Origin of the sequence: Candidatus Anaeroferrophillus wilburensis, from assembly GCA_016934315.1 — a bacterium.
Classification (GTDB): Bacteria; Desulfobacterota; Anaeroferrophillalia; order Anaeroferrophillales; family Anaeroferrophillaceae; genus Anaeroferrophillus; species Anaeroferrophillus wilburensis.
On record JAFGSY010000030.1, the window covers coordinates 1 to 19,729 of the forward strand.

20 protein-coding genes are annotated in these 19,729 nt (G+C 52.0%); 6 read left to right on the forward strand and 14 right to left on the reverse strand.

Annotated features, from left to right (window positions below):
• Together JXO50_07530 and JXO50_07535 are read left to right on the forward strand one after the other, a co-directional pair.
• Positions 1–861, forward strand: an 861-nt coding sequence (locus JXO50_07530; GenBank protein MBN2332940.1) for a sigma-70 family RNA polymerase sigma factor, incomplete at its 5' end; no start/stop codon positions are given.
• 22 nt (positions 862–883) lie between these two features.
• A complete protein-coding gene (locus tag JXO50_07535; protein MBN2332941.1) occupies positions 884–2,773 on the forward strand; it encodes a 1-deoxy-D-xylulose-5-phosphate synthase in 1,890 nt (629 codons plus the stop codon).
• Between the two features lie 84 nt (positions 2,774–2,857).
• Here the strand turns inward: JXO50_07535 and JXO50_07540 are convergent, their stop codons facing one another.
• From JXO50_07540 to JXO50_07585, 10 genes are all read right to left on the reverse strand, one after another.
• Entirely contained in the window at positions 2,858–3,511 is a 654-nt protein-coding gene (locus JXO50_07540; protein ID MBN2332942.1) for an OmpA family protein, read from the reverse strand.
• 13 nt (positions 3,512–3,524) lie between these two features.
• Positions 3,525–4,097, reverse strand: coding sequence for a chalcone isomerase family protein (locus JXO50_07545; GenBank protein MBN2332943.1), 573 nt, complete (start codon positions 4,095–4,097; stop codon positions 3,525–3,527).
• A 114-nt stretch (positions 4,098–4,211) separates the two neighbouring features.
• A complete protein-coding gene (locus JXO50_07550) occupies positions 4,212–5,072 on the reverse strand; it encodes an ABC transporter substrate-binding protein (protein MBN2332944.1) in 861 nt (286 codons plus the stop codon).
• 26 nt (positions 5,073–5,098) lie between these two features.
• On the reverse strand, positions 5,099–6,808 hold the full coding sequence (locus tag JXO50_07555) for a ferrous iron transporter B (protein MBN2332945.1): 1,710 nt from the start codon (positions 6,806–6,808) through the stop codon (positions 5,099–5,101).
• 17 nt (positions 6,809–6,825) lie between these two features.
• Entirely contained in the window at positions 6,826–7,050 is a 225-nt protein-coding gene (locus JXO50_07560; GenBank protein ID MBN2332946.1) for a ferrous iron transport protein A, read from the reverse strand.
• A 112-nt stretch (positions 7,051–7,162) separates the two neighbouring features.
• The gene (locus tag JXO50_07565; GenBank protein ID MBN2332947.1) at positions 7,163–8,473 is read right to left on the reverse strand and encodes a homoserine dehydrogenase; all 1,311 of its coding nucleotides are present in this window, start codon (positions 8,471–8,473) and stop codon (positions 7,163–7,165) included.
• Between the two features lie 183 nt (positions 8,474–8,656).
• A complete protein-coding gene (locus JXO50_07570) occupies positions 8,657–9,835 on the reverse strand; it encodes an aminotransferase class I/II-fold pyridoxal phosphate-dependent enzyme (protein MBN2332948.1) in 1,179 nt (392 codons plus the stop codon).
• 432 nt (positions 9,836–10,267) lie between these two features.
• A complete protein-coding gene (locus JXO50_07575) occupies positions 10,268–12,391 on the reverse strand; it encodes a PAS domain S-box protein (protein MBN2332949.1) in 2,124 nt (707 codons plus the stop codon).
• A 58-nt stretch (positions 12,392–12,449) separates the two neighbouring features.
• On the reverse strand, positions 12,450–12,707 hold the full coding sequence (locus tag JXO50_07580) for a sulfurtransferase TusA family protein (GenBank protein MBN2332950.1): 258 nt from the start codon (positions 12,705–12,707) through the stop codon (positions 12,450–12,452).
• Positions 12,708–12,768: 61 nt separating this feature from the next.
• Positions 12,769–13,881, reverse strand: a complete 1,113-nt coding sequence (locus tag JXO50_07585; protein MBN2332951.1) for a YeeE/YedE family protein — start codon at positions 13,879–13,881, stop codon at positions 12,769–12,771.
• A gap of 339 nt (positions 13,882–14,220) precedes the next feature.
• Here JXO50_07585 and JXO50_07590 point away from each other — a divergent pair, with 339 nt between their 5' ends.
• Together JXO50_07590 and rlmB are read left to right on the forward strand one after the other, a co-directional pair.
• Positions 14,221–14,772, forward strand: coding sequence for a hypothetical protein (locus tag JXO50_07590; protein MBN2332952.1), 552 nt, complete (start codon positions 14,221–14,223; stop codon positions 14,770–14,772).
• Positions 14,773–14,783: 11 nt separating this feature from the next.
• Positions 14,784–15,566 (forward strand): 23S rRNA (guanosine(2251)-2'-O)-methyltransferase RlmB, encoded by a 783-nt coding sequence (rlmB, locus tag JXO50_07595; protein ID MBN2332953.1) that lies wholly within the window; start codon positions 14,784–14,786, stop codon positions 15,564–15,566.
• Here the strand turns inward: rlmB and JXO50_07600 are convergent.
• Together JXO50_07600 and JXO50_07605 are read right to left on the reverse strand one after the other, a co-directional pair.
• Complete coding sequence (locus JXO50_07600; protein ID MBN2332954.1) at positions 15,563–15,991, reverse strand: diacylglycerol kinase family protein; 429 nt, start codon at positions 15,989–15,991, stop codon at positions 15,563–15,565. The two genes, rlmB and JXO50_07600, sit on opposite strands and share 4 nt — an antisense overlap.
• Positions 15,988–16,188, reverse strand: a complete 201-nt coding sequence (locus JXO50_07605; GenBank protein ID MBN2332955.1) for a hypothetical protein — start codon at positions 16,186–16,188, stop codon at positions 15,988–15,990. The genes JXO50_07600 and JXO50_07605 overlap by 4 nt, the downstream gene beginning before the upstream one ends.
• A gap of 171 nt (positions 16,189–16,359) precedes the next feature.
• Here JXO50_07605 and JXO50_07610 point away from each other — a divergent pair, with 171 nt between their 5' ends.
• Positions 16,360–17,124 carry an RNA methyltransferase gene (locus JXO50_07610; GenBank protein ID MBN2332956.1) on the forward strand — a complete coding sequence of 255 codons (765 nt, stop codon included), beginning with the start codon at positions 16,360–16,362 and terminating at the stop codon, positions 17,122–17,124.
• Here the strand turns inward: JXO50_07610 and JXO50_07615 are convergent.
• On the reverse strand, positions 17,121–18,296 hold the full coding sequence (locus JXO50_07615; protein MBN2332957.1) for a VWA domain-containing protein: 1,176 nt from the start codon (positions 18,294–18,296) through the stop codon (positions 17,121–17,123). The two genes, JXO50_07610 and JXO50_07615, sit on opposite strands and share 4 nt — an antisense overlap.
• Before the next feature lie 17 nt (positions 18,297–18,313).
• Entirely contained in the window at positions 18,314–19,165 is an 852-nt protein-coding gene (locus tag JXO50_07620) for a MoxR family ATPase (protein ID MBN2332958.1), read from the reverse strand.
• A gap of 282 nt (positions 19,166–19,447) precedes the next feature.
• On the opposite strand from JXO50_07620, the gene hfq reads away from it, so the two are divergent.
• Positions 19,448–19,705, forward strand: coding sequence for an RNA chaperone Hfq (hfq, locus tag JXO50_07625; GenBank protein MBN2332959.1), 258 nt, complete (start codon positions 19,448–19,450; stop codon positions 19,703–19,705).
• Positions 19,706–19,729 lie beyond the last annotated feature (24 nt).

Here is a 19,729-nt window from a genome sequence, read left to right on the forward strand (position 1 = left end):
GTGAGTAACAATAACCATCTTTTTGCTGATGATGTTCTGCAACAGTACCTGAAAGAGGTGCGATCTATTCCGCTGCTCTCTGAAGAGGAAGAGATTCAACTGGCTCAACGGGTCAGAAAGGGGGATGAGGAAGCCAAAAAAAAGATGATTGAAGCCAATTTGCGACTGGTGATGCATCTGGTGAAAAAATATATCAATCGGGGATTGCCCGTTGCAGATCTGGTGGAGGAGGGGAACCTAGGGTTGATTAAAGCTGTTGAACGATTTGATCCGGCCCGCAACTGTCGCTTTTCCACCTATGCCGTCTGGTGGATCCGGCAATATATGAAACGGGCAATTATCAATCAGAGCAAAGTCGTGCGGCTGCCCATTCATGTGATGGAAGAACTGAACCTGTATCTCAAGGGTTGCCGGGATTTTATTATGAAATATAATCGTGACCCCTCCCTTGAGGAAGTTTCGCAATACCTTGACCACCGCTTCAGTACCATCCCCTCTTTTTTGGGTTCTTTCAGTCAGATGCTCAGCTTATCGTCCGGCCGAAATGACGATGATGATCAGGGCGGCTCATTACTGCTGGATCAACTGGCCGACAAAAACGCAGTGAATCCCATGGAGCATCTCCATCGGGTTATTCGTTTGAAAACCATTTTTCTCTGGCTTAATGAACTCACCCATAAGGAAAAATATATCATTATTCACCGTTTCGGCCTCTACAATGAGGATCCTCAAACGCTTGAGGAGATTGGCCAGTCATTGGGCTTGACCCGGGAGCGTATTCGCCAGGTTGAGGGTAGCGCGCTGGTGAAATTGCGCCATATTATTGAAAGTCACAAAATATCATTGGATGATCTGGTGTGAAAAACTGTTTTTGAGAGTACCTATGAGTTTTCTGGAAAATATCAATGATCCCGCTGATCTGAGACAATTGAATATTGTCGACCTTATGGACCTGGCGGAGGAAATAAGGGAAGTGATTATCCGGACGGTGGCCAGCAACGGCGGCCATCTTGCCCCTTCCCTGGGGGTGGTTGAATTGACGCTGGCCCTCCATTATGTCTTCCAGACCCCCGAAGATCTGCTGGTGTGGGATGTCGGCCACCAGGCTTATGCCCACAAATTGATTACCGGCCGGCGTGACCGCTTCTCGACCCTGCGCCAGCTCGATGGCCTCAGCGGCTTTCCCAAACGTCAGGAAAGCCCCTATGATGCCTTTGACGTGGGGCACAGCAGCACGTCCATATCAGCTGCTCTGGGGATGGGATTGGCCAGGGAACAGCAGGGGAAAAAAGGTCGGGTGCTGGCGGTGATCGGCGATGGCTCCATGACCGCTGGCATGTCCTTTGAAGCCCTGAATCATGCCGGCAGTCTTGACCGTGATCTGATTGTTGTTCTCAATGACAATGAGATGTCCATTTCCAACAATGTGGGCGCGTTGTCCAGTTATCTCAATCGCCTGATGACCGGAGAAAAAGTGAACCGTTTTCGCCATGATGTAAAATCGGTGCTGACCCACATTCCCGGTGTTGGCAACCCCATTTTCAAGATGGTCAAACGGGCCGAAGGTACCTTTAAAGGTTTTGTTGTTCCTTTGGGTACCCTCTTTGAGGATCTGGGTTTTCAGTATGTGGGGCCGTTGCCCGGGCACAGTCTTGAAGATCTGGTTGATACCTTCAATAATGTGAAAAAGCTTGAAGGACCGATTCTGGTTCATGTCATCACTAAAAAAGGCAAGGGGTACGCCCCGGCGGAAAAAAATCCGGCCGATTTCCATGGGGTAGGACCCTTCGACATAGATACCGGGAGAGTGCTGAAAAAGAAAAATGCCCCCATGTCCTATACTGCTGTTTTTGGCCAGGTGCTGGTGAAGTTGGCGCGGGATGACGAGCGCCTCATGGGGATTACCGCTGCCATGCCGGCGGGTACCGGGATGGAGGTTCTGGCGCGTGATTTCCCCGGCCGGGTCATTGATGTGGGCATTGCCGAACAGCATGGTGTAACGCTGGCGGCCGGAATGGCAACCCAGGGTCTGCGCCCCTTTGTCGCCGTTTATTCCACCTTTATGCAGCGGGCTTACGATCAGATTATCCATGATGTCGCCCTGCAGCAGCTGCCGGTGACGTTGTGTCTCGATCGGGGCGGCCTGGTGGGCGAAGATGGTCCCACTCATCATGGGATGTTTGACCTTTCCTACCTGCGGCTGATTCCCGGGTTGACCATTATGGCACCAAAAGATGAAAATGAGTTGCAGCATCTGATGAAAACCGCCCTGTACCTGAACGGGCCGGCCGCAATCCGCTATCCCCGGGGCAGTGGTTTGGGGGTGGAGATGGACCAGGTTCTCAGCTGTGTACCGGTGGGTTCCTGGGAGGTGCTGCGCGAGGGAGTTGATGGTGCGGTGCTGGCTGTGGGTTCGTGCGTTGAGCCGGCTCGTCAAGCAATTGAGGCACTCATGGCAGAGCGGAACAACCTTAAGCTGGCATTGATCAACTGCCGTTTTGTCAAGCCGATGGACGAAGATTTATTGTGTTCCTGTCTGCGGGAGCAGCCATTTATCCTGACGGTTGAGGAAAATTCGGTGGTTGGCGGTTTTGGCAGTGCTGTGGCCCAGTTTCAGGCAATAACCGGTGGTATTGGTGGTGCCAGGGTTGTTAACCATGGCCTGCCGGACCGGTTTATTGAGCATGGCAGCTTGACCCAGCTGCGCCATAAATATGGCCTTGATGCGGAAGGGATAACCGCGCTCCTGAAGACCTTGTTGCAAAACAGCTGATTTTTTGCTCGTTTTCTTGTGAACATGAAAAAAGGGCCTCGATGTACTCCGTCATCAAGGCCCTTTTTTTGGCTTACTATCCGGTTATTGGCCTGTTGCCGGCGCGATTTTTATCTCTACCCGGCGGTTCATCATCCGTCCTGACTCGGTTTCATTGGTGGCAATGGGTGAACCTTCGCCAAAGCCGATCCGTTCAATTCTCGATGAGCTGACCTGACGCTGGACAAGCAGATCCGCCACCGCCCGGGCCCGTCTTTGGGACAACTCCATGTTATACTGTTCGGAGCCTGTACTGTCAGTATGGCCTTCAACGCGGATTAAGGTTTGGGGATACTGCCGCATGATTTCTGCTATCCGGTCAATCTCCGCATATAAACCCGGTCGAATGGTGGCCGAATCAAAATCAAAGGTCAGGTCGCTTTTGAAGAGAATGGAGAGCAGGTTCCCCTCCCGGCGGATCGTAGCTGCTTCGGAGGCTGCCAGAGCCGCCCGCATATCGCGTTCCTGGTTGTCCATCATCTTTCCGACTCCGGCGCCTGCCGCTCCCCCCAGGGCTGCGCCGATGGCGGCTCCCCAAAGTGTACCTTCGGTGTCTCCACCGATGACCTGCCCCAGCACCGCTCCCGCCACGGCGCCACCGGTGGACCCATAAAGGGTTCCCTGGCCGGTTTTGGTCTGGGGCATGCAGCCGGCCAGCAACAACGCGAGCGTGCACAAGCATAAAGCTATTTTTTTCATCATGATTCTCCTGTTATCCCAGCAGCGCCTCTTTCAAACGGGCATCGGCGGGATTGTTTCCCAGCCAGATGGACCATAAGGCCTGCATGAAGTCCTCACCCGGGATGATCCCCTGCTTCGTACCATTGATGGTGACCGTGGTACCCAGGGCCGGCTGATAGGTCAGTTCCACCCGGTCGCCTTTCACCATATCACGATTAAAAAAGCCGTTGAACTGGTTGATGCGGTCCTGCAGCAGGGAGAGCTTTTCCTGAGAATTGTTAAAAAAACCATCATTCCAGGCGGCGACAATCTTTTCCTGAGCAACCTTGCTGTGGACAAAAACCATGACAATCTGTTTGGCGGCATTGGTGGTGATTGCAACGGCGGCATCTGTGGTTTTTTTTGGCAGATAGAGACCGGTGACATAGACATTGAAAATCAGCTTTTTGCGCATGCCAATGCCGTTCAGGGTCAACTCCTGGCCTGTAACGGCAATCGTGTCAGCCAGGGTTACGCCCTTTAGCGATGCTGCCTCGACTGCTGAGCTAGCCAGTATGGAGCCGACGATAACAACCAGTAGTGTCCGAATCAGTTTTCCCATCATGCTTTCCCTCCTGTCAGTATGGCAACGTACATTCATGCCGGATTGGCATCCTTGCCTCTGCTTTTGTCATAATCAAATTTCTGCTGAACAGCAACGAAAAAAAGAGCAGGTTTTTTATGGAGCAAATTCGATTTTTACCGGTTGGGGGATGAGTCCCGCCTGGAATCCCCGGCGGAACAGCTCAGCCATCCCGGCTCTGGCTGCATCGGGAAATTCAAGGGTGTCCCGGTTGGCGTAGAGAGAAAGATAGCAATCCAGCAGCTGCCGATTATGCAGTGCACGGTCAGTGCGGGTTTCCCTGGCCAGCAGATACTCAATGACCTCCTCCCGGTGTTCCAGTGCATACCTGATGCTTTCCCGGAGCAGCTGAGAAATCCGGTTTATTTTTTCCATTCCCAGTCCCCTGCGGATGACATTTCCTCCCAGGGGCAGGGGGTAGCCGGTTTGTTCCCACCACCAGGCGCCTAAATCAAGAATTTTATAAAATCCCCGTTCGGCATAGGTCAGATTTCCTTCATGGATGACCACCGCGGCATCGACATCTCCTGATCTTAGGGCGGTAAAGGTCCGTTCAAAAGGGGTAATCGGGATAATGACCGGTTCAAACTCCGGGCAGGCAAGCTGAAAGACCAGTGCGGCCGTTGTGTCAAGGCCGGGAAGCGATATCTTCCGGCCGGCAAGCTTGTCAAGCGACCCCGGCTGGTTGGCCAGAACCAATGGGCCATAATTGACCCCGATACTGCCGCCATGGGGCAGGAGCAGGTAATGTTCGGTGAGATAGGCATAAGCATGGATGGAAACGGCGGTAATGTCGACTTGCTGCTGCCGCGCCATCTCGTTCAGGGTTTTGGTATCGTGCCGCAGATGCTCAAACGACATGGCGCCGGTATCGATTTTTCCTTCAAGCAGGGCATAGAACATGAACAAATCATCGGAGTCAACGCTGTAGGCAAGGGTGATAGGGGCGGCAGGCATGATTCCTCCAGTCAGAGTTTTGTTGATCAGGAAAAGTTCGGCAGCACCAGGTTCAGTATTCCCCCCACCGTCACCGCCGTACCCACCATAATCACGCTTGCCAGCAGCATGGCTTTTATCCCCAGTTCCCGCATCAGGACGGCAAAGGTGGCAATGCAGGGGAAATAGATGGAAAGGATTGTGGAGGCAATAATCAGCTGTTTGATGGACATTCCCAGTGGTTCCAGCATGCCGATTGCCACATCCTTGCGGAGAAAGCCGATGATCAGTGAGGAAACTGCTTCTTTGGGCAAGCCCATGATTTTAACGATTACCGGAGCCGTTAGGCTGGCAAGACCATCAATGACGCCGGAAAGAAAGAGGATGTTCACCAGCAGCACCCCAACCAGAACGAGAGGTATCGCTTCTGCCAGAAAACCACGGATTCTCATCCACAGTTTCTTCAGCAGAGTTCCTAGATGGGGAATATGATAGGAGGGAATTTCCAGAAAAATTTCCGGACTGTAGCCGGGGATCAGGGCATTCATCAGACTACCCATCACCAGGGCAACGAGGGCCAGGGTTCCATAGATAATGGCAACATAGGAGAGCCCATAGCGGCCCACCAGGCCGATAATCATGGCCGTCTGGGCCATGCAGGGAACGGAAATGGCCATCAGTGTACCGGCAATGAATTTTTCCCGCCGGCTTTCCAGCACCCGGGTGGCCATCGCCCCCGGGACATTGCATCCCAGCCCCAGAATCATGGGAATGATGGCAAACCCATGCAGACCGATTTTGTGCATGAAGGTGTCGATCAGAATGGCAAAACGGGGCAGGTAGCCGAAATCTTCCAAAAAGGATAAAATCAGATAAAAACTGAAGATATAGGGCAGCACCATGGCAATGGGAACATAGATTCCGGTGGTCAAAAGCCCCAGAGATTCAACGAAATCAGGTGAGGTGCCCAGCAGCAGATTGTGGATGAAGCCACTGGGAAAAGCGTAATTAACCACCTGGTAGATGAAGGGTCGGTAATAGGTTTCAAAAAAAGGATCAAAGACATGACTGATCAGATTCTCACCAATCAGGCGGATGAAGAAGAAGGTAAGAAAGATAACAATGGCTGCCAGCGGCAGACCGGTGAGCGGTTTGATGCTGACATCTTCCAGGCGTTCCAGCCAGGTATGGTGGCGATGGGTTACCCGCTGAACCTGCTTGATAATCATTCCCACCTGCTGCCAGAAATCGCCATCGCTGCACTGGGGGCACGGTCTGGAAACGGTGGCTTCCGGCAAACGGGAAATGAGGTTTTTAATTCCTTCAGCGGTAACTGCTACCGTTGGGATGACGGGAATCCCCAGCAGTCTTTCCAGGGCTTCGACGTCAATGTAAATTCCTTTATGCCGGGTTTCATCCCAGAGATTAAGGACCAGAACCATCGGCTTACCCTGGTCCATCAATTCAAGGGTAAAGCGCAGGTTGCGTTCAAGGTTGGTGGCATTGGCAACATTGATAATCAGGTCGCCGGCAGCCATCATGTCGACGGCAACCTCCTCCGCCTTGCAGGTGGGTTCCAGAGTGTAGGTGCCGGGCACATCAATAATATCCAGGCGTTTCCCTTCATGGAACATGAAGCCTTTGGTGTATTCAACGGTTGTGCCGGCATAGTTGGCAGTTACCACCCGGGCTCCGGTCAGCCGGTTGAAAACCACGCTCTTCCCGACATTGGGGTTGCCCATCAGGAGGATATTCATGCCATCGCGGAGTTCCATTAGAGAGGCTCCACCATGATCCGGGTGGCCATGCCATGGCCGATGGCCAGTTCCAGTTGATCAATTCTGACAACCACCGGTCCCCGGAAAGGGTTGTTGCTTATTTTTTTGACAATTCTACCCCGCAGAAGGCCAAGATTTTCCAGCTTTTTCGTCATTCCTGGGCCGCCGGTAAAATCAGTTACCCGCGCCTGTTTGCCGCTTTCAAGTTCTGCTAATGTCATGAGGTGTGATCTACTCCCTATTTCTTTCCAATACTTAACCTTATATGGCGTACCTAACAAATACCATATAACAGTCTGATAAAAATTATCAATTAAATTTTTTGAGGAATTTTTACAGGTCTGTTTCCATCCTGATAACAATGGCCCGATCAGCAATGACCGGCAGCGAAGCAATCTCTTTCAAGGCGTATTGTAAATCCCTTTCAAGGGCTTGGTGGGTTTGCATAACTATGGGTACGGTGCCACCGGCATCGTTTCTTCCTTTCTGTATAACAGAAGCAATGCTGATACGATGTTGCCCCAGAATGCCGGCAATTGATGAAAGGACACCAGGCTGATCATGGGCCGTAAAACGGAGATAATATTTGCAGCTGATCTCCTCAATGGGAAGGTAAGGCAAAGTTTTTATTGCCTGTGGCTGGCTGCCAAGAAATGGCACCCGCTGGCTGCTGGCAGGAAGAATGTTGCGGGCAATATCAATAACATCGGCGATCACCGCGCTGGCGGTCGGCAGCATACCGGCTCCCTGACCATAGTAAAGACTGGGGCCAAGCATGTCGGCGTCAATATAAACGGCATTGTAAACGCCGTCAATTTTGGCCAGCATGTGCTGTTGGGGGATCATGGTCGGATGGACGCGAGCCTCCACCTTGTTGTCATACGACTTGGCAATTGCCAGCAATTTAATCTTATAGCCGAATTCCTGGGCAAACTCCAGATCCACCGGCTGGACATTGGTTATCCCTTCAACGTGAATGCCGTCAACATTGATTGGTGTGCCAAATGCCAGTGCCGCCAGGATAGCCAGTTTATGGGCTGTGTCAATACCCTCGACATCGAACGTAGGATCTGCCTCGGCATAGCCCAATTCCTGGGCTTCGGCAAGAACATCGGTGTACGCTCGCCCTTCATCGGCCATTTTGGAGAGAATATAGTTGCAGGTACCGTTGAGAATGCCGCTTACCGAAATGATATGATTGGCAGGCAGCGACTCTCTCATGACCTTGATGATCGGAATACCACCGCCAACACTTGCTTCATAGTAGAAGTCAACTCCAGATGCCGCCGCAAGCTGGAAAAGTTCATCCCCATGTTTGGCCAGCAGTGCCTTGTTGGCGGTGACCACCTGCTTGCCGGCTGCCAGTGCCCGGCGGATAAAGGTTTTGGCCGGTTCATAGCCGCCAATCAGTTCAATGACGATGGCAATGTCCTTATTTTCCAGCACCTCACCAACATTGGTTGTCAGTACCCCGTCAGGAAAGGTAATGCCCCGATCGGTGACAATATCCAGGTCGGCAACTTTTACCAGTTCCAGCCGGGCGCCTAACCGGCCGGCAATAAGGTCAGCGTTATCCTTCAGTACGCGGGCGACACCCGTACCGATTGTTCCCAGGCCAATTAATCCGATGCCTATTGTTTTCATGGAGATACCATTCTTGATGCTTTCAACGCCATCTTCTTCATCGCGCTGCAACCTGAGCGGCAGGGCTCTCTTCTAACCCATTCTTCAGGCTTAGCTCGCCTTGAATCTGGAGCCGCTGCTGCACCATCGGCTTGTTAAGGGTTTTGCCAGTTAGTATGAAGCCATCAGAGTTTTGGTGAAAGACTATGAAAATTTTTGCAGCATCTGGCGGATCCCCCTGATTGCCTGCTTGGTACGGTGTTCATTTTCAACCAGGGCAAAACGAACATAGTCATCGCCATACTCGCCAAAGCCGATGCCCGGGGAAACCGCCACCTTAGCCTCCTGTATCATCAGCTTGGAAAATTCCAGTGAGCCCATACCCTTAAACTGTTCAGGAATTTTCCCCCAGACGAACATGGTTCCCAGTGGCTTGTTCACCGGCCAACCAATCCGCTGCAACCCGTCGCATAAGGTGTCACGACGTTTTTTATAGACCCCGACAATATCATCGACACAGCTTTGGTCACCGTTGAGAGCCGCAATGGCGGCAATCTGGATAGGCTGAAAAATCCCATAGTCGAGATAACTTTTAATTTTGGTCAGCGCCTGGACGATGCGCTGACTGCCAACGCAGAAGCCAACCCGCCAACCCGCCATGCTGTAGCTTTTGGAGAGGGAATAGAACTCAACCGCCACCTCTTTGGCCCCATCCACCTGCAGAATCGAGGGGGCTTTATAACCATCGTAGGTAAGATCGGCATAGGCAAAGTCATGGACGATGATCAGCCCATGCTCCCGGGCAAAATCAACCATCCGTTTGAAAAAATCGAGATCCACAACAGTGGTGGTCGGGTTGTGAGGGTAACTGATGATGACCATTTTAGGGCGCGGCCAGGTAAGCTTGGTGGCCATCAGCAGGTCGTCGAAGAAATCCCGGTCCGGGGCGATGGGGATGCTGCGCAGATCGCCGCCGGCAATAATAACGGAATAGGGATGTATCGGGTAGGTGGGGGAAGGCGCAAAGACCACATCACCGGTGTTGATGACCGCCAGTGCCAGGTGTGAAATGCCCTCCTTGGCACCGATGGTAACAACAATTTCCCGGTCGGGATCAAGCTCGATATCATAGCGGCGTTTATACCAGTTGCCCATTGCCAGCCGGAGTTTTTCAATGCCTTTGGAGGCTGAATAGCGATGGTTTTTCGGATTGTAAATGGCTTCAGCAAGCTTGTCGACAATGTGTTGCGGGGTCGGCAGATCAGGGTTCCCCATGCCCAGGTCAACAATATCCTCACCACGATGGCGAGCGTCCATCTTAAGTTCATTGACAATGCTGAACACATAGGGTGGCAGCCGTTTGATGCGGCTAAATTCTTCCATGATAGGACTCCTGTTTAAGTAAACGCTCTGCTTGGCTAAAAGTAAGCTTCAACTACCATATTTCTCAACAGTTTTCAATGCCAACAACGAATAGCAACCGGCTTTTTCTTCGCCCTTTAGCTGACTAAGCAGAAGTTGGCAACAAAAAACATGCTGCTTGCTTGGGATGCAATCCCTTGTCAAGCAAATTCTGTGTGTTTGAAGCCGTCAAAGGCTGGAAGCCGGATCCATTTTTTGCTATCGGTAGATGCCGCAGGGCGGGAAAACCGGTTCTTGGGGATAAGAAACCCCTGGTTTGGCTCGAGGTGCTTAAGTCTGTAGAGGTGGCAAACACTCAGCGCCGGGGATAGGTTTGCTGAAAACTGCAGGGAATGGCAGGAAAAAGGCGCCCTGGCCTTGGAAGCTGAAAAGTAACCATTGCCAGGATAAATTCTAGTGTGTTAACAGGCTTTGGATTGTTTGAGCCATCAGGTTGATTTTACATGGTTTGGGCAGCACGGCCTTAAAACCATAATCGGCGTAGTTTGCCATGACCGGATCATCACAATAGCCACTGGTTGAAATGCCGTTCACCTCGGGGTCCAGTTTATGCAATGCCGCCATGGTTTCAACTCCGCCCATGCCACCCGGGACAGTCAAATCCATAATCACCACCTGATAGGGATCACCGGTGGCCATCGCCTGGCGGTAAAGGGTAACAGTTTCCTCTCCATCCGCTGCCGTATCAACGTTATAGCCTAAAAAATTCAGCAGCTCGGCAGTTGTTTTACGAATCATCTCCTCATCATCCATTACCAGAATCCTGCCAGAGCCGGAAATGAAGGTTTCCTCAAGGGGGTCAACTGGGGATTGAGTTTGCCGGCAGACGGCCGGCAGATACACCTGGAATGTTGCTCCAGCCCCCATGTCAGACTGAACCGTAATATGCCCCTGGTGTTTGTGGATAATGGCATGGGAAGTGGAAAGTCCCAGGCCGATACCTTGCTCCTTGGTGGTGAAGTAGGGGTCGAAAATCTTCTGCTGGATGTCACGGGGAATACCTTGCCCCTGATCAGCGATAGAAATGCAGACATAGCTGCCGGCAGCAAGAGGAACGGGATCATCCTCCGAGATGGTAATGTTCTGACAGGAGACCTTGATTTGACCTCCATCCGGCATTGCCTGGTCACTGTTGATAACCAGATTCTGGATCACCTGATCTATCTGGCCGGGGTCAGCCTTCACCTGCCATAGATTGTCCGGGATGGAGAATACGCTCTCGACGTTGGAGCCTGAGAGGGAAAACCGCACTGAATCATGGAGCAATCTGGCGATGGTCACATCCTGCACCACCGGCATCCCGCCTTTGGAGAAGGTTAGTAATTGCTGGGTCAAATGTTGCGCCCGGACGACGGCCTTTTCGGTTTCCAGCAGACGTCCGTTGGCCTTATTGTCAGCTGGCAGGTCAAAACGGGCCAACGTAATGTTGCTGAGGATGCCGGCCAGCAGATTGTTGAAATCGTGTGCTATGCCGCCAGCCAGGATGCCAACCGATTCCAGTTTCTGGGTCCGGCTCATTTCCAGTTCCAGGCGGCGCTGGATGGTGACATCGCGCAAAATAGCTCGAAAGGCCACCGGTTTGCCATCTGCCATCTGGCAGCTGGCGCTGCCCTCCACCTCAACCAGAGCCCCGTCTTTAGTTTGCATCACCGTACTTATGTGGTCCTGGCCGCTGCCGTTCAGGATAGCTCTGAATTGACGGCGGGCCGTATACTTCTCCTGGGGAGCAATAATATCCTGGATGGCAAGGGCATAGAGCTCATCCTGCCCATATCTCAAAGCATTGCAGCAGGCTTGGTTGACATATTGTATCTGTCCGTCGAAACTGACAATCAGAATCAGATTGGTGGTGTTTTCAAAAAGGTTTCTCAGCCGTTCTTCACTTTCCCGCAGTGCCGCTTCGGAACGGAGCCGTTCGGTGATATCGGTAAAAACAGTTACCACACAGCTTACGTTGCCGTTATTATCCAAAATTGGGGTGGCAACCAAATCATACTGATGATTCTGCAAAGACAGATTCTTTCTGGAGCATCTGCTGCCGCTGGATGTTGCCCGGCTGATCAGGCAGCTGTCAGGCTCGCAGGGATGGTGACAAATAGCGTCATAACAGGTTTGGCCGATAACGTCACCTTGCCCCTGGAAAAGTTGTTTGGCAGCCTGACTGTTATAGGTGAGAATGCGATACTGGGCATCAACCAGAACGATGCCCACGGAAGCGGAGTCGAAAATGGCCTGCAGCTCATCATGGGTTTCCTGCAGTTTGTCGTTCGTCACCCGGAGGTGATCAAGAATCTGGGTAAAGGCATCGCTGACAATGCCTATGGGGTCGAGCTCAATGAGGGTGTCATCGTCAAGCTCTTCCGGCTTTAGCGGTATGGTGCCAACGACGCCAAGCAGTTGATTGACCTTGTCACGAATGTAGAGCAGCGACTGATGATGTTTTGTTTTCAGGACGGCGTTCTGGTGACGAAGCTGCTCAATTTCTGTCATCATTGCCTGGCGGTCTTCCTGATTCATTTTAAAGTAATGCATAATCCTTGATTATTGAAGATGCAATGATCTGTTGGTTGCTGAGTCAGACGGGTTGCCCTGTTACCGTTATGACATAGTAACTGCCTTCTTTGGCAACGGAAACGTTATAACCCATATTGATCAAGGCTTCGGGAATGGTTGTCGTGGCATCCCGGTTGTCGGTCAGCAGGATCAGATGTTGGCGGCCTGCTTTAATCTCCTGTTGCCGCTTGTTGACCTCCCGCAGGGCAACAAGCAGTGAAGAGGGGCATATCTGGCCGCGAATGTCAAATTGTGGATTTTCAGACTGATCAAACGTCATGGTAATGCTTTTCCCGCAGATTGATTTTAGAGAACATTACGAATCATCCCATCGATGGATATCAAGAATTCATAACCAGAATGGTCAGCAAACGACTGCCAAGCCAAGCACCGGGAAGCAGGGCGACCAGAAATACCATGCTTTGCAGACCGAAAATCGGTAGACCACCCATCAGATGCCAGACGTTGCAGGCCGGCGTCATGCGGGATGCCAGAGCCATGATGATCCCCCCGATAAGAACACTGGCATATTGGCGCCGGGGTGCCCGCCAGTAGATTTTGAATTCACCGTTTAGTATGGCTGACAGGGCAGAACCCAGGATAATCCCAATGATTACCGGACCCTGAATGTAGGCGATTGCATCAATCCTGGGGGCGGCGCCACCCTGCAGATGCAAGCCAAGCCACGGCAAGGTGACATTCAGGGGGACTGCTTGGAAATAGCTCAGTGATTCGAGATGCCGAGGCCAGAAAAAATGTTCTCCATAAGCGGCAAGCTTGGCATAGGTGGTTGTAATGCCCAATGGCATGCCGACGATAATGTAGCTGAATAGATTGATAATTGCCAGCCCCAATGCGGCCTTCCACGGCTGCAGGTAATTATTCGCATAAGCGGTTCGCTGCCAGAGGTTTTGTTGCTGCCAGCGATGGAACAGCCAGAGCGAGAATCCGCCAATGGGAAGAATCAGCCAGCCGGGAGCGAGCTGGAGAAGGTGGGGAAGAGTGATAATCCCGGGAAAAAAGGTTGTTTTCTTAACGAAAGTACTCCAAAACGGATGGATTTCAGCGTACAAGCCACTGCCGAAAATCAAACCGATGAAAGCCACCAGGCTGAGAATGCTGCCGGCTCCCATTTTGTAAAGTGTACCAACGACACAGCCGCCGGCCAGGACCATGCCGACCCCAAAGATGAAACCGCCGATAAGTGTTGCTACCGACAGTGCACCCAATAGTGGAAATGGATGAGATGGCAGCAGACCAAGAAGGTGTGCCATTTCAAAAAGCACCATTGAGGTGACAACCAGCAGGAGGAGAATGCGGATTAAAAACCATGAGCGGAACAGAAAAAGATCACGAAACGTGGCGACCAGGCAGAAATCTGAGCGGTGCATCAGAAAACCACTGGCCAGGCCAAGAATCAGGCAGGTCCCGGCAATAATAAAAACTGACAGCATGGATTAATCCTTAATGACCGTTGCATTGTTCTATTTTTAACATAACTATCGGCATGCTGGTAAATATCTTGAGAATAATCATTCAGCATCATGCATAAAAAAATACAACGCGGCAGCCAACGACAAGGGCAACGGTCTTGCATGACATCACACCGTATGTGGCAGCATGTGATGCCGTGACTTACTGGAAAAGCGCTGGGCTGGCGAGGTGCTCTTGCGGATGACCCAACAAGGTGCCAACGGCACGGGGATTCTTTTTTATTGTCAATATTTGGGGTGATATGGTAACGATACAGGAAGCTGGCTGCAGGATGACCGCCTTGCGAAAAGGAGATGGAGATGACGGACCAAGATACTGCCACGGTTGAAACCGGCGAACCGGAAAAGAAGCCCTCGTCCCGGGGATGGATTGTGTTTCTTTCGCTGATCGTTCTTTTTGTGCTGCTGTTCCTTTTTTTCTGGACTTCAAGGTTCAGTTGTCAGATCAGCCAGCTGTCTGCTGAGCTGCATGCTCTCAAGGCCAGCAACCACCGTCTGACTCAGGTGGAAGATATGGTTGGTAAAATGGAGTTGGAAAACCGCCTGCAGACCATCGAACGTTCACTTGGCGACATATCCCGCTTGGCAGGGTTTTTCAAGCATACAGATGCTAAAAAAGCAGCTGAACTGCAGACGGTGGTTTCCTCGCTGGAAAGCGAGAAGGAACTGCTGCAAAAACAATTGGAAAATTTTCAGCAGGCCTTGGACAGACAGCCGGAAGCAGGGGGAAGCATCCCCCGTTTTCAGGCAATGCCGGAAAATGCGGCTGCCGGAGAGATGGACAGCGTCATTGAAAAACCTTCCAGCTGGTGGGAGAAAATTGTCATGTTTCGCCTCTTCCAGGGTCGTTAAAGGTAGGGAGCGTGAGCAAGCCGCAGCATCCAGATGCTGAAACAGAGATAATTTTCGGCATTAATGCCGTCAATGAACTCCTGCAGTCAGGGAATCGGGATGTTGAGGTTTTCTATTGTGAAGAGTCAGCCGGCAAGCGGATAAAGGTCCTTGAATCCCTGGCCAGGCGACAGGGCCTTCTGATCAAACATCTTCCCAAAGCGGCTCTCAGCCGGCTGGCAGGAGTTGACCGCCATCAAGGGGTGGCAGTCAGTGTCGCCCAGTTCAATTATTCTCCCCTCGCTGCTCTCTTGCCTTCCGCAGCTGTTCAACGTCACCCATTACCGGCGATTCTGGCCCTAGATGGGGTTACCGATCCCCAGAATCTTGGAGCCATCCTGCGCACCGCTGCGGCTGCCGGGGTAGCCGGGGTTATCATTCCTGAACGGCGAGCTGCCGGCATCACGCCGGTGGTGGCCAGGATTGCTTCAGGAGGGCTTGAGTATGTGAAAATCTGCCGGGTCACCAATCTGGTGACGGCCCTGCAGCAATGTCGAGAACAGGGCTACTGGATAGCGGGTACGGTGACGGCAGCCGAAGGTTTGTCCGTGTACCAGGCAGATCTGTGCCGGCCACTGGTTATTGTTGTCGGTTCCGAAGCCAAGGGTATGCGGCCGCTGGTCCGCAGGACCTGCGATCTGCTGTTGACCATTCCACTGCGGACGTCAATCGAATCTCTCAATGTTTCGGCTGCTACGGCGGTGGTTCTTTTTGAGATGCTTCGCCAACAGGAGATGGCGGCCGTAGGCCGTTAGCCCGACAGCAGCTGCATCAGGTAGGGAGCGAAAACCAGCACGCCGATAATGGCCGCGCCGATTGCCGCAATCAGTACTGCGCCGGCGGCCAGATCTTTAATGACGGCAATTCGTGGATCCGGTTTGGTGCTCACCATATCGGCCAGATGCTCGATGGCCGTATTCATGGCCTCAGCCGACCAGACCATGCTGGTGGCAATGGCCACCAACGCCCATTCAAGGGATGTCAGGGGCAGGAATATACTGACGGCCAGGACCGCTGCGGTGGCCATTGCGTGTAGGCGGGCGTTGATTTCAGTCCGGAACAGAAATTTAATTCCTTTGGCCGCCCAGAGGATACTCTGCAGACGGCCATGACCGATCCCATGCGGTTTCTCTTTGGTAAAGCGTGGCATCATAGTAGCCGGCCCAGTTTTGCTTCTCATGCACTGCCGGGGACAGTACTCCAGAAATGATTCCGCTTCCAGGTAAGCACATTACCATGAAACGGGCATTTCACCGTTACCTCCTCATCGGTAACGGCAATCACATCCCAATCTTCATTTTTCCCATTTCTCTGGCGGACGATACGCTGACCTACGGTGAAGGGATAGGGTGTGAAGACGATTGCATGGCTATTCATGGTTTCTCCTGCAGGCTGATTTGGTTTATTATTTATCTAATCTAATCCCTGGAAAAAGAGAGTGCAAGGAATAATTGCTGTGTCTTGCGGGATGGTTTCCTGGCCAGCTAAGGGGCTCTGCCGGAATATGGCTGGCAACCGGTAGCAATCTTCCAGTGAAAGTCGGAAAAAATGGGCAAACAGGGAAAAAATCCACGAAACGACAATCGTTTATCCCGGATCAGTATCGTGCTGGTCAAGCCGAAACTCGATGAGAATGTCGGGGCAGTGGCTCGGGCGATGAAAAACTTTACGGCCGGCAACCTGATTCTGGTTGCTCCCCAGTGCGATCACCTTACCGAAGCAGCGCGACGCCGCTCCTGTGATGCGGAAGAAATTCTTGAACAGGCTTGCTGTTTTACTGATCTGGCTGAGGCGCTGGCTCCCTTTCCCATGGTGGTCGGGACCACCGCCCGCCTGGGCAAATACTGCCAACCGGTTTATACTCCGGCCGATATGGCGGCAAAAATAGCTGACCTTGGTGCTCAGATTCCGGTAGCACTGGTTTTTGGCCGGGAGGATTTTGGCATGGACCGGGAAACCAGACGCCAATGTCACTACCTGAGTTCGATTCCGGTTAACCCTGCCTTTGCCTCTCTCAATCTGTCCCAGTCGGTGCTGCTCTACTGCTATGAACTGTTTCGCGAACATGGAGGCGGTCTTGCCACCCTGCCGGCCCGGGATTATGCCACCCATGCTGAGTTGGAAGGCATGTATGGCCACCTGCGTGGCACCCTCCTCGACAACCATTTTTTTGATGATGAAAATCCCGACCACCTGATGGAATATCTGCGGCGGTTATTTGGCCGGGTACAGATGAGCCGGCGGGAAGTGAACATGATCCGGGGGATCATGCACCTGATCGACAAGATGAACAAAAGGGTTGACGGGGATTAATGAGCCTTGCGCGTCAGTTCTTCCATGGCTGATTCAAGGCCTTCCAGGGAAAGGTGATGCATGGGAAAGGTTTTGGCAATGGCACTGACGGTGGGGTGCCCCCAGTAGCGGGGGGAGGTGGGGTTCAACCAGATAACATTGCGAAAATGGCTGGCAATCCGTTCCAGCCAGACAATACCGGCTGTTTCATTGCGGTCGTAGTAATCGATGATGCCGTTTTCCATAAACAGCTCATAGGGTGCCATGCTGGCGTCACCGACGATAATGACCTTGTGGGCGCTGTCGAGGTTTTTCAGCAGATGGGCTGTTGCAATCCGCTCTCCACTTACCATCCCTGTACGCAGATAATCGTAGATGCAGTTATGAAAATAGTAATAGGTGAAACTCTTAAAATGGTTCACTGAGTTGGCGGCGGAAAACAGCCGGTTTACCAGTTTTGCATAAGGCAGCATGGAACCACCGGCATCCATCAGCAGCAGCAGTTTGACATCATTTTTCCGCTCCGGGTGGTAGACCAGCTCAATCTCGCCGGCATTTTTACATGTCTGGTCAATGCTTTCATCAATATCCAGTTCCAGCCGGGTGCCGGTACGCCGCAAATGTCGCAGTTTCTTCAGCGCCACCTTGATCTGGCGGACGTCAAGGGTGAGATCCTTACGATAGTTGCGAAATTTCCGTTCCGTGGCGATTTTAACCGCACTCAGGTTATTGCTTTCACCGCCAACCCGGATGCCGCCGGGATGAACGCCGCCATGACCGAACGGAGAGGTGCCGCCGGTGCCGATCCAGCGGTTGCCGCCATGGTGGGCTTCCTGCTGTTCCGCCATCCGCTCCTTAAACATCTTCTGCAGGGTTTCCCAATCATGTTGAGGCAGGGCCGACAGGTCAACGGAATCCCGATGCCGTTTGAGTGTTTCTTCGCTGAGCCATTGGAGCAGTTCATCGAAGAGTGCTTCAGGCACCTCTAGACCGGTAAAATACTCCCGGAAAGCCAGATCGTACTGATCATAATAATTTTCCGATTTGACCAGCAGCGAACGGGCAAGATAGTAAAAGGTAACCAGGCTGTTACCGCCAAAACCCTCCTCCATAGCCTGGAGGAGGACCAGCCATTCAGTCAGGGTCACCGGCACCTTATGTGCTTTTAAGGTGTAAAAAAATGGGGTAAACATCGATCTTGACGATTATCTCAACGGAAATAGGTGGGCCGCCTGGTAGTGCGGGATGTTCCCAGGTTGGCAACCTGGTCGTAGTCCTGTTCATTCTTCAATAAAGCGCCGAGGAACGGCAGTTTGGGGCCGATATCTCCGGGGCTGGTACCGGATGCCACCAATGCCTTGATCCAGTCAATCAGCTCACTGGTGGATGGCTTTTTCCGCAGATCATCCAGCTGACGCAGCTGAAAAAAGGCCTGCACGGCGGTTGACATGATTTTTTTATTGAGATCGGGAAAATGTACTCTGACAATATCCTCCATGAAGTCTGCTTCGGGAAATTGAATGTAATGGAAAACACAGCGCCGTAAAAAAGCATCGGGGAGTTCTTTTTCCGAGTTGCTGGTGATCACCATGACCGGCCGGTGGAGGGCGGCAATGGTTTCGTCGGTTTCAGGAATATAAAATTTCATTTCATCAAGTTCACTGAGAAGATCATTGGGGAACTCAATATCCGCCTTGTCAATTTCATCAATCAGCAACACCACTTGCCGGCTGGCGGTAAAAGCCTGCCCCAATTTGCCGAGCTTGATATAGCGTTTGATATCGGAGATGTCATGGTCGCCAAAACGGGCATCATTAAGGCGTTGGACGGTATCATAGATGTAAAGGCCATCCTGGGCTTTGGTGGTTGATTTTACGGTCCAGGTCAGCAACTCTGTTTTTAACCCTGCGGCGATGCTTGAAGCCAGCAATGTTTTGCCGGTTCCCGGTTCTCCCTTGATAAGCAGCGGTCTTCCCAGGGCGATGGCAACATTGACATCATTTTGCAGTGCCTCGGAGGCAATATAACTGCTGGTGCCGCCATATCTCTTAAAACGCTCCATTCCCACCTCTTTTTTCCTGATTGAATCAATCCTGTTGAAATCGTTACTTTTTCCTTGCACCTTCGAGCTTATTTTGGATACTATCATAGGCTGTGGAGCACTGTAAAGGCAATTAGTGCTCGTCGTCGGGCCAGAACAGTATCGATTGAAGTCAGCTCTTGGCATTCAGGAACAGTTTCAACCTCTTGTTATCAAGTGCTTTTTTTCAGAGCTGCAGGGCAGCTGGTCTCCAGTTTTCCGGAGTCGGCAACTAAAGGGGAATGCAGGGGGAAGGACGAAGCGATGAGTAAACAGGCGGCGAATGTTCAGGATCAGTTTCTCAACCGGGTGCGGCGGGAGCGCGTTCGGGTTGCCATTCAGCTGGTGAGCGGCAATGTCAATGAAGGGATCATCACAAGCTTTGATAATTTTTCCCTTATTCTCAATGATGGCTATGCCAGCCATCTGATTTATAAGCACGCTATTGCCATGGTTTCACCGCTGGGTGACGTGAGCGGGGCATTAAAAAATTTTGGGGCTGAAGCAGGCCTTGATGAATGAGCCGGATCTAATGCAGGGGTTTGC

Bases quoted from the DNA above. Each gene is read 5' to 3' on its own strand.
- JXO50_07555 (MBN2332945.1), bottom strand. From the start codon at position 6,808: ATGAATATCCTCCTGATGGGCAACCCCAATGTCGGGAAGAGCGTGGTT.
- JXO50_07550 (MBN2332944.1), bottom strand. From the start codon at position 5,072: ATGCCTGCCGCCCCTATCACCCTTGCCTACAGCGTTGACTCCGATGAT.
- JXO50_07560 (MBN2332946.1), bottom strand. From the start codon at position 7,050: ATGACATTAGCAGAACTTGAAAGCGGCAAACAGGCGCGGGTAACTGAT.
- JXO50_07615 (MBN2332957.1), bottom strand. From the start codon at position 18,296: ATGTTTACCCCATTTTTTTACACCTTAAAAGCACATAAGGTGCCGGTG.
- JXO50_07580 (MBN2332950.1), bottom strand. From the start codon at position 12,707: ATGACGTTTGATCAGTCTGAAAATCCACAATTTGACATTCGCGGCCAG.
- JXO50_07540 (MBN2332942.1), bottom strand. From the start codon at position 3,511: ATGAAAAAAATAGCTTTATGCTTGTGCACGCTCGCGTTGTTGCTGGCC.
- JXO50_07590 (MBN2332952.1), top strand. From the start codon at position 14,221: ATGACGGACCAAGATACTGCCACGGTTGAAACCGGCGAACCGGAAAAG.
- JXO50_07600 (MBN2332954.1), bottom strand. From the start codon at position 15,991: ATGAGAAGCAAAACTGGGCCGGCTACTATGATGCCACGCTTTACCAAA.
- JXO50_07545 (MBN2332943.1), bottom strand. From the start codon at position 4,097: ATGATGGGAAAACTGATTCGGACACTACTGGTTGTTATCGTCGGCTCC.
- hfq (MBN2332959.1), top strand. From the start codon at position 19,448: ATGAGTAAACAGGCGGCGAATGTTCAGGATCAGTTTCTCAACCGGGTG.
- JXO50_07585 (MBN2332951.1), bottom strand. From the start codon at position 13,881: ATGCTGTCAGTTTTTATTATTGCCGGGACCTGCCTGATTCTTGGCCTG.
- JXO50_07610 (MBN2332956.1), top strand. From the start codon at position 16,360: ATGGGCAAACAGGGAAAAAATCCACGAAACGACAATCGTTTATCCCGG.
- JXO50_07570 (MBN2332948.1), bottom strand. From the start codon at position 9,835: ATGGAAGAATTTAGCCGCATCAAACGGCTGCCACCCTATGTGTTCAGC.
- JXO50_07605 (MBN2332955.1), bottom strand. From the start codon at position 16,188: ATGAATAGCCATGCAATCGTCTTCACACCCTATCCCTTCACCGTAGGT.
- JXO50_07565 (MBN2332947.1), bottom strand. From the start codon at position 8,473: ATGAAAACAATAGGCATCGGATTAATTGGCCTGGGAACAATCGGTACG.
- JXO50_07575 (MBN2332949.1), bottom strand. From the start codon at position 12,391: ATGAATCAGGAAGACCGCCAGGCAATGATGACAGAAATTGAGCAGCTT.
- JXO50_07620 (MBN2332958.1), bottom strand. From the start codon at position 19,165: ATGGAGCGTTTTAAGAGATATGGCGGCACCAGCAGTTATATTGCCTCC.
- JXO50_07535 (MBN2332941.1), top strand. From the start codon at position 884: ATGAGTTTTCTGGAAAATATCAATGATCCCGCTGATCTGAGACAATTG.